Source organism: Shinella sp. (assembly GCF_049651085.1).
Classification (GTDB): domain Bacteria; phylum Pseudomonadota; class Alphaproteobacteria; order Rhizobiales; family Rhizobiaceae; genus Shinella.
Window position 1 is genome coordinate 1 of the sequence record NZ_JBASBL010000002.1, and the last position, 13,693, is coordinate 13,693.

Sequence of the window (13,693 nt, forward strand, 5' to 3'; positions counted from 1 at the left end):
CCCGGTAGCTCGTCAGGCTCATAACCTGAAGGCCGCAGGTTCAAATCCTGCCCCCGCAACCAAAATTTACAAGACTTATCAAAGGGCTCCGAGGAAACTCGGAGCCCTTTTGCCGTTCAGGGCGAAGCTCACAGTCAGGCCAGTACGGCTTGCATGGTCACGCTGCCGTTCCGCGAGCGTATCCAGAGGTGGGGCTTGTCGTCGATTTTTGCGGAATTGACGGTGAAGCGGCCACCGTCGAACAGAGGCGCGACCCCACGAAATTCAAAGCGCGCGGGCAGGTGCCCTTCATTCAGCCGGCAAGCGAGCCGCAGAAGGAACGTTGCCTGCAGGGGGCCGTGGACAAGAAGCCCGGGATAGCCTTCCTCACGCAGGCAATAGTCGCGGTCGTAGTGGATCCTGTGCCCGTTGAAGGTGACGGCCGAATAGCGCGCGAGAAGAACCGGGCTTGCCTCCACTTCATGGGATTGTGCGGGCGGCGGCAGCGAGACCTCGCGCTGAGGCCCCGCGACGGACGTCTCGAGCGGGCGATAAACGATATCGTGCCGTTCGCTGAGAACGTGGCCGCGCGGCCCGACATAGTCATGGGTGACGGTGACGAAACACAAGGCGCCGCTCCGCCCGTTCTTCAATGCTATGTCGGCAATACGGGAGTGGCGCGTCACCCTGTCGCCCACCCGGAATTCACCTGAAAAGGAAAGTTCTCCGCCGGCCCACATGCGGCGGGGCAGGGGTACCGGCGGAAGGAAGTCACCGCGCGCGGGGTGGCCGTCGGAACCAAGGCCCGACATCGGCGCGATATCCGGCGAGAGGCACCAGTGGATGCCGGCTGGCGGCAGGTCGCCTTCTTGAAGAACGGCTGGTTCGTCCAGCACGGCCGCCAGGCTGTTTGCAAGGCGCGGCGAAATCACGTCATGGCTTTCGCGGGTTGTGCCGATCCATTGCTTCAGATGGTCGATATCCAGATTCATGGGGTCCCCCAGAGCATTTCCAGTCGAAGCGGCATCGCTTCGGCGTCGGACAATGCGATAAAAACTAAACCCCGGAGCATTTCCAGCCGAAGCGGCACAGCTTCGGCGTCGGACAATGCGGCAAAAACTAAACCCTGGAGCAACTGCGGTGCTCCGACTTTCACCGGAATTGCTCTAGAAAGAGCGCGGCAGTCCGAGGATATGCTCGGCCACGTAGGACAGGATCAGGTTGGTCGAGATCGGCGCTACCTGATAGAGCCGTGTCTCGCGGAACTTGCGTTCCACATCGTATTCGCAGGCGAAGCCGAAACCGCCGTGGAACTGCAGGCAGGCATTGGCCGCCTCCCAGCTGGCCTTGGCGGCAAGATATTTCGCCATGTTCGCCTCAGCCCCGCAAGGCAGGCCCGCATCGAACTTGCGGCACGCCTCGTTGCGCATGAGGTTGGCGGCTTCGATCTCGATATAGGCTTCGGCGATCGGGAACTGCACGCCCTGATTCTGGCCGATGGGCCGGCCGAAAACCATGCGGCTTGAGGTGTATTGGATGATCTTGTCGGTAAACCAGTAGCCGTCCCCGATGCACTCCGCCGCGATCAGCGTGCGCTCGGCATTGAGGCCCGTCAGGATATATTTGAAGCCCTGTCCTTCCTCGCCGATCAGGTTCTCGGCGGGGATTTCCAGATCGTCGAAGAACAGTTCGCTGGTTTCGTGGTTGACCATGTTGGGGATAGGGCGCACCTCCAGCCCCTTTTTCCTCGCCTCCTTCACATCGACGAGGAAGATCGACAGTCCTTCGGATTTCTTCTTCACTTGGTCAGCCGGCGTGGTGCGCGCCAGCAGGATCATCAGGTCGGAATGCTGCACCCGGCTGATCCAGGTCTTCTGGCCCTTGATGACCCATCGGTCACCCTTCCTGACCGCCGTGGTCTTCAGCTGTGTCGTGTCGGTTCCCGTTGTCGGCTCGGTCACCCCCATGCTTTGCAGGCGCAGCTCTCCGCTGGCGATCCGCGGCAGGTATTTCCGCCGCTGCTCCTCCGAGCCGTGCCGGATCAGCGTGTTCATGTTGTACATCTGGCCATGGCAGGCGCCCGAATTGCCGCCGGCACGGTTGATCTCCTCCATGATGATGGCCGCTTCCGTCAGGCCGAGGCCAGAGCCGCCATATTCCTCCGGAATCAGCGCGGACATCCAGCCTTCCCGTGTCAGCGCATCGACGAATTCCTCCGGATATGCACGGGCCTCGTCTACCTTGCGGTGATATTCCGCCGGGAATTCGGCGCAGAGCGCGCGAATGCCGTCGCGCAGTTCGGAATGGGTTTCGTGCTGGCTGTTTATGTCTTTCAAGGGACGACTCCGTCTGGATGCGGGGGTACGGCGATCAGCCGAACCAGTCGCGCAAGGAGGGGGCCTGCGGCAGATCGCGCAGGCGGGAGAGAAGGGTGTCGGCGCCGGCGTTCAGCACCGGGCCGGCGAGCGTCCGGAACTTGGCGGCGATGGCATGCGCATCGGGAAAGGTTTCCGGCTCTCCCGACGGATCGGGGATGCGCAGGTGGTGATCGGTGTTCCTTGCCCGGAGGGTCAAAGTCGCGCCGAACGGATGGCGCAGGCCCTCCAGGCTCTCGTCGTGGACCACATTCACGCGGGCGGCCAGCGCCTCCGTTTCGGCGTTGCCGAGGAGGTCGTAGTCGTCCCAGCCGAAGCGGCCACGCCGCAGCGCCACGGCAGCGGCAAAGGGCATGGAGAACTGGCCCTCGACCACGCTTCGCGCCCGGCGCTTTTCCTCGAGCGGTGCGCCGACGAGCGTGATGCCGTTGCGGTGGAGGCCCACGGTGATGGCCTGCACCTCCTCGGGCGCAAGGGCCAGGTCCTGGCGGAGGGCAAGGAGGCCGTCCACCGCGGCATGGGTATAGCGGCAGGCGGGATAGGGCTTGACGCCGATGCGTAATGTTTCCCAGACGCTGCCGAGACCCGCTATCGCGCGGCTGGGATCGGCGCCGTCGCTGTAGCCGCCAAGAAAGCCGTGCTTGCCGTCGATGGCATCGGCGGCGCCGACAAAGCCAGAAGCGGCGAGCGTCGCGGCCATCAGGCCCTTCATCGCCGCTTCGCCGACCTGGTAGCGCTTGTTCCATGCGCCGTTGACGAGGAACTGCAGGGAGCCGGATGCCTGGCTTGCCGCGATCCCGAAGGCCGAAGCCATGGCTGCCGCATCAAGCCCCAACAGGCGCCCCGCGGCTGCGGCCGCGCCGAATGTGCCGGCCGTGGCGGTGGGATGAAACCCGCGGGCATAGTGCGCTGTCGGGTCGAGCGCCATGCCGATCCGGCAGCAGACCTCGAAGCCGACGACGACCGCCGCAAGGAAATCCGCGCCGGACGCCCCGGTCAGCTCCGCCGCCGCGAGGGCGGCCGGAACCACCGGCGCGCTCGGGTGGAGCGAGCTGTCCGCATGCGTGTCGTCGAAATCGAGGCTATGCCCGAACGTACCGTTCAGGAGGGCAGCCGCGGCTGCGCCGTAACGCCGGTTGAGGCCGAAGACGGTGCAGGGGCCGTCGCCATCCATTCCCATCCGCCCAAGCATGGTGAGGACAGTCTGGGTGGAATCCGCTTCATGCGCCGCCCGCAGGATCGAGCCGGTCAGGTCGGTCGCCAGCGCCAGCGCGCGCGCCATGACTTCGGCGGGAATCTCGTTCGTGCCGAGGCCGGAAGCAAAGCCGGCGAGGGGCGTGGTCACGGACATGCATCACTCCTTTCGACCCGCGTCGGGCGACGGGCCATGATCTGTTCGGCCCGGCGGATCACCGGCGCATCCACCATCGCGCCGTCGACCCGTGTCGCGGCTCCGCCTGCCGCAGCGGCGAGCACGCGGGCCGCCCAGTCGATCTCGGCCGGCGAGGGGGCAAAGCCCCGGCGGGCCGGCGCGATCTGTGCCGGATGGATCAGCAGCTTGCCGGCAAAGCCCAGTTCGACCGCATGCGCGCTATCGTCGGCGATCAGGCCGGCATCGTGGATAGCGGTGGTCACTCCGTCGATGGGCGCGGGCTGCCCGGCGAGGCGGGCGGCCAGGACGAGGGCCGAGCGTGCGGCCAGAAGCGACTGGCGCGTATGGGCCATGGAAAGGTCCGCCGCAAAATCTATGGAGCCGAAGGCAATCCGTGCGCACGCCCCGGCGCTCTCGACCGCCCGATGAAGGCCGACGGCCGTTTCGATGAGGGCAATCACCGGGTATCCGCAGCGGTCGGCAACGCGGTGGAGTTCGTCGGCGCTTTCTGCCTTGGGCAGCAGCACGGCCGCCAGTTGCAGGCGAGCCGCTGCGGCCATATCCGCCTCATGCCATTGCGTCCCGGTGGCGTTGACACGCAGCAGCACGGGCATGTCGGCGGGAATGAAGGGCAAGCTCTCCGCCAGCATCTCGCGCGCCGTCTGTTTTGCATCCGGGGCGACGGCGTCTTCGAGGTCGATGATCACTGCATCCGGGCCGGCGGCCGCGGCCTTGGCAAACCTGTCGGCCCGATCGCCGGGCACAAAAAGGGGCAGCGTCAGACTGGCAATTTCCCTTGGCATCGCTTTCCCGGCTCTCCTCTGGTGCGGGCGATGATGCGGAGGCGGGGGTATAAAGGGAAATATATTTTTTATCTCAAATCCATAACGGAAATGTATCTCCCCTATGGGTGGAGCTATCTGTTTTCGTTATGCCGGATGGAGAAAGCCGTTATTTGATGTGATGGCCGGTTTCGTCAATTCTTCCGCAAATCCGAGGGTGCCCGTGTCACCCGGTGTTGCGAAGGGAAGCTAGATATGACGAAAACCGACCTTGCCGGCCTGCTCGTGGTTTCGGTCGAACAGGCCGTTGCCGCGCCGCTGGTTTCCTCCCGGCTGGCCGAGGCGGGAGCGCGGGTCATCAAGGTCGAGCGGCCGGAGGGCGATTTCGCCCGCAATTATGATCGGCTGGTCCATGGCGAAAGCGCCTATTTCGTCTGGCTGAACAGGGGCAAGCAGTCCGTCTGTCTCGACCTGCGCGAGGAGAGGGCAAGGGCGATCCTGGCGCGGATGATCGCACGGGCCGATGTCTTCATCCAGAATCTTGCACCCGGCGCCATCGACCGGCTCGGTTTTGCCCCGGACGTGCTGCGTGAGCGGCATCCGCGCCTCATCACCCTGTCGATTTCGGGCTATGGCGAGGACGGACCGTATAAGGACCTCAAGGCGTATGACCTGCTGGTGCAGGCAGAGAGCGGGCTTTCCTCGATCACCGGCACGCCCGAGGGCATGACTCGCGTCGGCATCTCGATCTGCGACATCGCCGCCGGAGCGACGGCGCATCAGGCGGTGCTGCAGGCGCTTTATGCGCGGGAGCGAAGCGGAAAGGGGCGGCATATCGCCATCTCGCTCTTTCATGCGCTGACCGACTGGATGAACGTGCCCTATCTGCAATATGTCTATGGCGGGCAGGTCCTGCCGCGAAACGGCCTGACGCACCCGACCATTGCCCCCTACGGCGCTTATGCCGACAGGGAGGGGCGGGAGGTGTTGTTCTCCATCCAGAACGAGAGAGAATGGGCGCAGTTCTGCGCGGAGGTGCTCGAACTGCCCGGTCTTGCCGCCGACCCGCGTTTTTCCGACAATTCGGCGCGCGTGGCCAATCGCCCGGCGCTGAACGCCCTCATCGAGACCGCATTTCGCGGCCTGAGCCGCGACCATATCGTCGAGCGGTTGGAAAGGGCGAGGATCGCCTACGGGCGCGTATCGACGCTACAGGATCTCGCCGCCCATCCGCAGAACCGGTATATCGAGGTCGAAACGCCCTCGGGGCCGGTGCGGATGCTTGCGCCGGGTACAGTGGTCGATGGGTTGGCGGCCGAGCCGGGTGCGGTTCCCGCGCTTGGTGCGCATACTGCCGAGATCATGATGGAGTTCGGCGAAACCGTTTCAGCGGGGTGAGGTGCGCGTCATGCCAGCTGCCAGCACCAGCCTTTCCAGCGTCCGCTCGGTAAAAGCGGACAATTTCACCGTCCTGACGGAAGCGTTCCGGAAGCAGGAGGCAAAGCGGATTCTGGATGTCGGTTGCGGATCGGGCGGGCTTGCCGCCCGGCTCATCGCGGCCGGTTTCGACGTGACGGGGGTCGAGCCGCGCGCGGAGGCGGTCGATGCCGCGCGGCGGATTGCGCCAAAAGCCTCCTTCGTGCAGGCGGCGGCGGAAGCGCTGCCTTACGCCATCGGCCCGTTCGACGCGGCCTGCATGGTCAATGCCCTCCATCATGTACCGCCCGCCGAGATGCGAAATGCGCTATCGAGAACGCTCGCCGTATTGCGGCCGGGCGGGGAACTGCTGGTGATCGAGCCGGTGGCCGGCGGCAGTTTCTTCCGCTGCATGCGTCCGATCGATGACGAAACCGAGGTACGCGCCCTTGCCATCGCCGCGATCGATGGATTTGTCGCCGGCGGCGGGGCGGTGCTGCGCGAATTGCGGCGATGGGATCGGGAAAGCCGGTTCGACGGCCTGCAGGGGTTTGTCGACTATCTTCTGGATGTGGATCCCGGGCGCGCGGCGGCGGTCGAGCGGCGTCGGGGCGAACTCGCGCGGGCCTGGCGCGACAATCTCATGATCCGCGACGGCAAGGCCGTGCTGGTGCAGCCGATCCTCTGTTGGACGCTGGTGCGGCCAAAGGTGGACTGAGTGCACAATACGGATGCGCGACCGGCCCTGTTGGTATAGTCCTCGGATATGGATATACGGCAACTTCGATACTTCGTCGCCATCGTGGAGCAGGGTTCGTTTTCGCGGGCGGCGACGATCCTGCATATCGCGCAGCCCGCGCTGTCGCTGCATGTGCGCAATATCGAGGCCGATCTTGGAACGCCGCTGCTTTTCCGCAGCCCGCAGGGCGTGGTGCCGACCGAGGCGGGCGAGATTCTCCTGCGCAATGCGCGCATCATCCTTGACCAGCTTGTCGTGACGGAGGAGGAGATCCGCGGCCACAAGAGCGACCCGTCCGGCGTCGTGCGGCTGGGTCTGCCGGGCACGATCAGCGAAATCCTTTCGGTGCCCCTGATCACCGAAGCGCGGCGGCGCTATCCAAGAATCCAGCTGCGCATCGCGGAGGCAATGAGCGGCTTCGTCCTCGAATGGATGCGCGAGGCGCGCATCGACCTTGCGGTGATCTATCGCAAGGTTTCGGATGCGGGCCTTGCGACGGTCGAGCTTCTCGAGGAGGAGCTTGTCTTCTTCGCACCGGAAGGTGGCCTTGGCGAAGAGGCTGTCCTGCCGGAGCCGGGCAGGCGTCTTGGTCTTGCCGAGGTGGCCGGACTGCCGCTGATCCTGCCCGGACAGGACCACGGCCTTCGCTCGCTTCTGGATCAGCATGCAAAGACCGCCAAGGTTGAGCTTAACGTCAGTATCGAGGTCGATTCCTATTCCAATATCAAGGAGTTGGTGGCGGCGGGATTCGGCTGTTCCGTCCTGCCGTTGAATGCCGTCTCGCGTGAAGTGCAGGCCGGCAGCCTGCGCAGCTGGACCATCGCGGACCCGCCGATCCGCCGTTCGGTGCACCTGGCCTCGGCGGTCGAGCGGCCGATGACGAACGCGGTCGCCGCCATCCGCGATCTGGTGCAGGAGTTGCTGCGTGAACTGGCGCGAAACGGCAACTGGGCCGGAGCGACAGACCTGCCCGAAAGTCCTATCGAAGGCTGATCTCCGCAATAGCCCCATATAATTTGATGCTACGTGCCCGAGCGGGTGCCAGAACATTTGCATATGGGGGGTGACGAATTTCTGAATTTGTGCTCCCGCCGGCTTAGCTGCCACTATCGCCTCAATCGCCCGCCACGGATGAATGTGGTGCGGTATGGAGGAGATCGTTGCCTGTGAAATTCCGTCCGCCGCTTGCAGCGCGATGGCCACAGGCACATGGAGGAGGGCAGCCCCTTGGCTGAAGACTATCCGCGTGAGGCCGGGCTGCAGCCCGCAAAAGGCTGCTTCATCAACAACCGTTGGGAACCTTCGGCGTCGGGGCGCGGTCTTCCTGTGGTAGCGCCCGCTGAAGGCGTTGTCTTTGCCGAAATTGCGGCCGGGAATGCCGATGATGTCGACCGTGCCGTGGCGGCTGCCCGGGCAGCCTTCGAAGGCGGCGCCTGGTCGCGCCTCATCGCCACCGAGCGCGGACGGCTCCTGATGCGACTGTCGCAACTGGTCCTCGACAATGCCGAGGAACTTGCCGAAATCGAGGCGCGCGACTGCGGCAAGCCGATCCGCGCGGCGCGCGCCGACATTCAGGCCACCGCGCGCTATTTCGAATTCTACGGCGGGGCCGCCGACAAGTTCCATGGCGAGCAGATCCCTTTCATGAATGGCTATTACGTCACCGGCGAGCGCGAGCCGCTTGGTGTCACCGGCCATGTCATTCCATGGAACTATCCGGCGCAGATGACGGGACGCACGCTGGGTCCGGCGCTTGCGATGGGAAACGCCACGGTGCTGAAGCCGGCCGAGGATGCCTGCCTGACCGTACTGCGCATCGCCGAGCTTGCCGCCGAGGCCGGGTTTCCCGCGGGGGCGGTCAATGTCGTTCCGGGCCTCGGGCACGAGGCCGGTGCGGCCCTCGCGGAACATCCGGGGATCGATTTCGTCTCCTTCACCGGTTCGCCGCAGGTCGGCACGCTCATCCAGACGGCGGCGGCGAAGAATCATATCGGCTGCGTGCTGGAACTGGGCGGCAAGAGCCCGCAGATCCTGTTCGAGGATGCCGATCTCGATGCTGCCGTTCCCGTCGTCGTGGCGGCCATTGTCCAGAATGCGGGGCAAACCTGTTCGGCCGGTGCGCGCGTCCTGGTGCAGCGCTCGATCTGGGACAAGGCCATCGCCCGCATCGCCGAGCGGTTCGGCGCGCTCAAGGCAGGCCTGCCGAACGACGATCCCGATCTGGGGCCGATCATCAGCGCCAGGCAGAAGGCGCGGGTCGAGGGCTTCATAACCCGGGCGAAGGAACAGGGCGTTCCCGTCATCGCCGAGGGCAGGGTTCATCCGAAGGCTCCTGCCGGCGGCTTCTATGTGCCGCCGGTGATCTTCGGTCCGGTGCCGCGCGACAATGCGCTGGCCTTCGATGAAGTTTTTGGCCCGGTTCTGGCCGCGATCCCCTTCGAGGACGAGGCCGACGCCCTGGCGCTGGCCAATGGCACCGATTATGGCCTCATCGCCGGTGTCTGGACCCGCGATACCAGCCGCGCGATCCGCATGGCGCGGCGCCTGCGGGTGGGACAGGTCTATGTGAATGCCTACGGCGCCGGCGGCGGCATCGAATTGCCCTTCGGTGGCGTCAAGAAATCCGGTCACGGGCGCGAAAAGGGAATGGAGGCTCTCTACGAATTCTCGGCGCTCAAGACCATCGTCATCAAACACGACTAGGAGACAAAAGCATGGCTGGAGAAAAGGGCCGTCTGGCGGGAAAGATCGCCGTGGTAACGGGTGCGGGCGGCGGCTTCGGCGAGGGGATCGCCAGGCTTTTCGCCGCCGAGGGCGCGAAGGTGGGCGTGCTCGACCTGCGGGGCGATGCCGCCGAGCGGGTGGCCGACGGAATCGGACCGAATGCGCTGGCGCTGGCCGCCGACGTCACCTCGCGCGCCCAGATGGAGGCGGCGGTCAGCAAGGTGGTCGATACGTTCGGCAAGCCCAATATCTTCGTGAACAATGCCGGCTGGACGCATCGCAACAAGCCGATGCTCGAGGTGAGCGAGGAGGAGTTTGACCGCGTCTACGCGATCAACGTCAAATCCATCTACCACATCACCAACATCATCGTTCCGCTGATGCGCAGTATCGGCGGCGGCTCGATCGTCAATATCGGTTCGGTTGCGGGCATCCGGCCGCGGCCCGGCCTGACCTGGTACAACTCGACCAAGGGGGCGGTGAACATCCTGTCGCAATCCATGGCGGTGGAACTCGCCCCGGACAATATCCGGGTCAACGCGATCTGCCCGGTCATGGGCGAGACGGGCCTTCTGGAATCCTTCATGGGAGTGCCCGATACGCCGGAAAATCGCGCCCGCTTCATCGCGACGATCCCCATGGGCCGCATGTCGCGTCCCGATGATATCGCGCGGGCAACGCTGTACCTGGCTTCGGACGACGCCGAATTCATCACCGGCGTGCTGCTGCCGGTCGACGGCGGTCGGACCGTCTGATCCCGACTGGCCGCCTCCCCGTGGGGCGGCCTCAATGCACCCGAGGACCGTGAGCATGAAGATCCGTGCCGCCATTCTGAAGCAATCGCCGGCCGCAACGCCCTTTGCGGAAAGCCGGCCGTTGTCGATCGAGGAGGTCGAGCTTGATCCACCGGGTCCGGAGGAACTTCTGGTCCGTATCGGCGCGGCGGGGCTTTGTCACTCCGACCTGTCGGTGATCAACGGCAACCGGCCGCGACAGACACCCATGGTGCTTGGCCATGAGGCTGCGGGAACCGTTGTCGAGGTCGGCTCGGCCATTCGCGATCTTGTGCCGGGCGACCGGGTGGTGATGACTTTCCAGCCGAGCTGCGGCCACTGCCTTCCCTGCGCCGAGGGGCGTGCGGCCCTCTGCATCCCGGGGGCTGAAGCCAATGGCAAGGGTGTGATGATGGCGGGCGGGGTTCGCCTGCACGACTGCCACGACCATCACGATATTCATCATCATTGCGGCATTTCCGGCTATGCGGATCATGCCGTCGTTTCCCGCCATTCGGTGGTCAGAGTCGATGCGCCGGACGTGCCCTTTGCCGAACTTGCGCTGTTCGGCTGCGCCGTGCAGACGGGAGTGGGGGCGGTCATCAACACCTGCCGGGTGCAGCCCGGGCAAAGCATCGCGATCGTCGGGCTTGGCGGGGTCGGACTTGCGGCGCTCCTCGGGGCTGTCGCGGCCGGGGCCACCGAAGTCGTCGCCATCGATCTGTCCGAGCAGAAGCTTGCCATTGCGCGCAGCCTCGGCGCGACCCGGACCTACAACGCGGCGGACATGGATGTGGTCGAGCGGATACGCGCCGATACCGCCGGCGGCGTCGATCACGCGGTGGAGTTTGCGGGCGCCGTGCCGGCATTCGAACTGGCCTATCGCATCACCCGCCGGGGCGGCCAGACCGTTTCGGCTGGGCTCGCGTCGCCGACGGCCGAGTTCAAGATTCCGGCGGTGAACATCGTTGCCGACGAACGCACGGTGAAAGGCAGCTATATGGGCTCCTGTGTGCCGCAGCGCGATATCCCGCGCTTCATAAATCTCTATCGCGCCGGAAAACTGCCGGTGGACCGACTGCTGACCGATGTCCTCTTCCTGGAGGAGATCAACGAAGGATTCGATCGGCTGGATCGCGGCGAGGCCATCCGTCAGGTCGTCCTGTTCGATCCGCAGGAAATCGCCGTCTGGCGGAACAGCAAAGGCGCAAGTGCAGCAAAATGATTATTGACCCAGAAATCATTAAGGTGTCTGTTCGGCATGGGAGAGAGCTGTGCAAGGGCAGGGCGGATGACGTGATCCTGCCTCTGGCAGGCGCGCAGATACACCGTGCGAGCCAGTGCCGGACCGCCGCCGCGCCGCCTTCGCTTGCCTGCGCCCACTAGGAGGAAAGCACATGCAGAACCCAGTCGAGGGACAGACCGCCGGCCAACCGGTGCGGATTGCCGGCCTTTTCAGTGGTTCGGGCAAGATCGGTCTCGACCAGCTGAAGATCGTCACCCTGATGTTTCTGGTGATCTTCGTCGTCTATTCCGTGATCCTGCCGGGCTTCTTCAGCATCGGCAATCTGCTGACGCTGATGCGGACCGTCGCGGTGCTGGGGATTCTCGGCCTCGGCATGGCGATCGTGGTGATCGGGCGGGGGATCGACCTTTCGATGATTGCCTCGCTCGCCGTGCCCTCGGCGCTCGTGCTGATGCTCGCGGCAAAGGGCTACGGTGTGGTTCCCGCCCTTGCGGCAGGTCTCCTGATGGCGGTCGCCATCGGCGTTCTCAACGGGGTTCTGGTGGCCTATGCCGAGATCCCCTCGCTCTTCACCACGCTTGCTGTGGGCATCGGCGTGGCCGGGATCGGCCAGATCGGCCTTTTCGACTACGAGATCGTTTCCTGGCCGCCGGAGCTCGACGTGATCGTCTGGATCGGCCGGGGCAGCGTGTTCGGAATTCCGTATTCGGTGCTGGCCTTCGGGGCGATGGCGGGCTTGATCGGCATCTTCCTGCGCGCCACCCGTCCCGGCATGTTCGTCTATGCCTCGGGCGACAATCTCGGCGCGACCCGGCTGACCGGCATTTCGCTGCGTCCGGTTCTGGTCATGCAATATGTCATTTCGTCCTGCGTGGCCTTTGTCGCCGGCATGGTTCTGGCGGCGTCCTCGGCCAGCATGGATACGCGCATCTTCAACCTGACCTGGATCTACGACGTGATCCTCGTGGTCGTCATCGGTGGCATCGGCCTGTCGGGCGGGCGCGGTGGCGTCACCAACGTGATCATCGGCACCCTGCTGATCGGCACGATCATGAACGGGCTCACCATCATGAATGTCTCGTTCGAGATGCAGAATCTCGTGCGCGGTCTCGTGCTGCTGGTGGCGGTTCTGGGCGACAGCCTGATCAATCCGCGCAACGAGGAGACCTCGCAGCAAGGCGATATCTGAACCTTGCCCGGCCGGTGGAGGATCGGCCTGACAGACGCAACGCACTCAACGGGAGGAATGGAATGAACAAGCTTGCCAAATTTGCCTGTGGCCTTGCCATGGCGACCATGCTCGGGGCCGGATCGGCCGCCGTCGCGCAGACCAGCATGGGCGACCCACTGCGCGAAAGCTATTACTCGAACCTCAAGGACCGCAAAGTGGTCTTCGTGCCCGTCTTCATGGGGCTCGACCTGACCGAAGGCTGGTCGAAGATCATGGCCCGCCAGGCCGCTGAGCTGGGCTACAGCTACGAAGTGCGCAATTCGAACTTCAACACTGCGGCGGGCGCGCAGACGATCACCTCGCTGATCAGCGAGAAGCCGGACGTCATCGTGGTGCAGAACCCGGATGTCCAGTCCTACGCCAAGCTTCTGCAGCAGGCCGAGAAGGCCGGGATTCATGTGATCCAGCTGAACATGAAGACCAATTACCAGACGACAGGCTTCGTCGGCGCGGATGTGGAACTGATCGGTGAGAAGCAGGCCGAGGCGGCTGTTGCCAAATGCGGCGGCGGCGATCAGCCCGGCAAGGTTCTTGTTCTCGCCGGTCCGCCGACCAGCCCCTTCTCTGCTTACATGCTCAAGGGCTACGAGAATGTCCTGAACGACAACGCGAAGATCCAGATCGTCTCGGTCCAGTCGACGGGCGACTATGAATCCTCCAAGGCCAAGTCGATCACCCAGGTCGTGCTGCAGCAGCATCCGGACCTGTGCGCCATCCTCGGCGTCTGGGACAACGCGGATGTGGGCACGGCGGCGGCCCTCCAGGAGGCGGGCAAGAAGCCCGGCGATATTCTGGTGACGACCTCGGGCGGCGGCGGCGAACTTGCCTGCAAGGGCCTGCGCGAAGGGCTCTGGCAATATTACGTCAGCTACGACGTGCCGGGGCAGGGCCGCGACCTCAACGCCCTGATCCTTGCCGCGATGCAGGACAAGAACGAGGTCGGTTCCACCAGGACCGTCATCTACACGCCGCTCGTGACCTACACGCCCGAAACACTCGGCGACGAGCGTTGCTGGACGCTGGATACCCTGCGCTGAGGCGTCGCTATCCCCGAAA

The 13,693-nt window shown here is 64.6% G+C and carries 12 protein-coding genes; 8 read left to right on the forward strand and 4 right to left on the reverse strand.

What is annotated here, in order from left to right:
- Window positions 1-134: 134 nt before the first annotated feature.
- The 4 genes from WA950_RS00170 to WA950_RS00185 form a co-directional block, all read right to left on the reverse strand.
- A complete protein-coding gene (locus tag WA950_RS00170; protein ID WP_424549647.1) occupies window positions 135-971 on the reverse strand; it encodes an FAS1-like dehydratase domain-containing protein in 837 nt (278 codons plus the stop codon).
- A 174-nt stretch (window positions 972-1,145) separates the two neighbouring features.
- Window positions 1,146-2,306, reverse strand: coding sequence for an acyl-CoA dehydrogenase family protein (locus WA950_RS00175; protein ID WP_424549675.1), 1,161 nt, complete (start codon window positions 2,304-2,306; stop codon window positions 1,146-1,148).
- 43 nt (window positions 2,307-2,349) lie between these two features.
- A complete protein-coding gene (locus WA950_RS00180) occupies window positions 2,350-3,705 on the reverse strand; it encodes an MmgE/PrpD family protein (RefSeq protein ID WP_424549648.1) in 1,356 nt (451 codons plus the stop codon).
- Complete coding sequence (locus tag WA950_RS00185) at window positions 3,696-4,529, reverse strand: HpcH/HpaI aldolase/citrate lyase family protein (protein ID WP_424549649.1); 834 nt, start codon at window positions 4,527-4,529, stop codon at window positions 3,696-3,698. The genes WA950_RS00180 and WA950_RS00185 overlap by 10 nt, the downstream gene beginning before the upstream one ends.
- A gap of 234 nt (window positions 4,530-4,763) precedes the next feature.
- On the opposite strand from WA950_RS00185, the gene WA950_RS00190 reads away from it, so the two are divergent.
- The 8 genes from WA950_RS00190 (at window position 4,764) to WA950_RS00225 (ending at window position 13,674) form a co-directional block, all read left to right on the forward strand.
- Window positions 4,764-5,906 carry a CaiB/BaiF CoA transferase family protein gene (locus WA950_RS00190; protein ID WP_424549650.1) on the forward strand — a complete coding sequence of 381 codons (1,143 nt, stop codon included), beginning with the start codon at window positions 4,764-4,766 and terminating at the stop codon, window positions 5,904-5,906.
- Window positions 5,907-5,916: 10 nt separating this feature from the next.
- Window positions 5,917-6,642 (forward strand): class I SAM-dependent methyltransferase, encoded by a 726-nt coding sequence (locus WA950_RS00195; protein WP_424549651.1) that lies wholly within the window; start codon window positions 5,917-5,919, stop codon window positions 6,640-6,642.
- Window positions 6,643-6,690: 48 nt separating this feature from the next.
- Entirely contained in the window at window positions 6,691-7,656 is a 966-nt protein-coding gene (locus tag WA950_RS00200) for a LysR substrate-binding domain-containing protein (RefSeq protein WP_424549652.1), read from the forward strand.
- Window positions 7,657-7,890: 234 nt separating this feature from the next.
- The gene (locus WA950_RS00205) at window positions 7,891-9,366 is read left to right on the forward strand and encodes an aldehyde dehydrogenase family protein (RefSeq protein WP_424549653.1); all 1,476 of its coding nucleotides are present in this window, start codon (window positions 7,891-7,893) and stop codon (window positions 9,364-9,366) included.
- An 11-nt stretch (window positions 9,367-9,377) separates the two neighbouring features.
- The gene (locus tag WA950_RS00210; protein ID WP_424549654.1) at window positions 9,378-10,142 is read left to right on the forward strand and encodes a glucose 1-dehydrogenase; all 765 of its coding nucleotides are present in this window, start codon (window positions 9,378-9,380) and stop codon (window positions 10,140-10,142) included.
- 55 nt (window positions 10,143-10,197) lie between these two features.
- Window positions 10,198-11,385, forward strand: coding sequence for a zinc-dependent alcohol dehydrogenase family protein (locus WA950_RS00215; RefSeq protein ID WP_424549655.1), 1,188 nt, complete (start codon window positions 10,198-10,200; stop codon window positions 11,383-11,385).
- A gap of 172 nt (window positions 11,386-11,557) precedes the next feature.
- Window positions 11,558-12,595 (forward strand): ABC transporter permease, encoded by a 1,038-nt coding sequence (locus tag WA950_RS00220; protein WP_424549656.1) that lies wholly within the window; start codon window positions 11,558-11,560, stop codon window positions 12,593-12,595.
- A 62-nt stretch (window positions 12,596-12,657) separates the two neighbouring features.
- Entirely contained in the window at window positions 12,658-13,674 is a 1,017-nt protein-coding gene (locus WA950_RS00225) for a sugar ABC transporter substrate-binding protein (RefSeq protein ID WP_424549657.1), read from the forward strand.
- Window positions 13,675-13,693 lie beyond the last annotated feature (19 nt).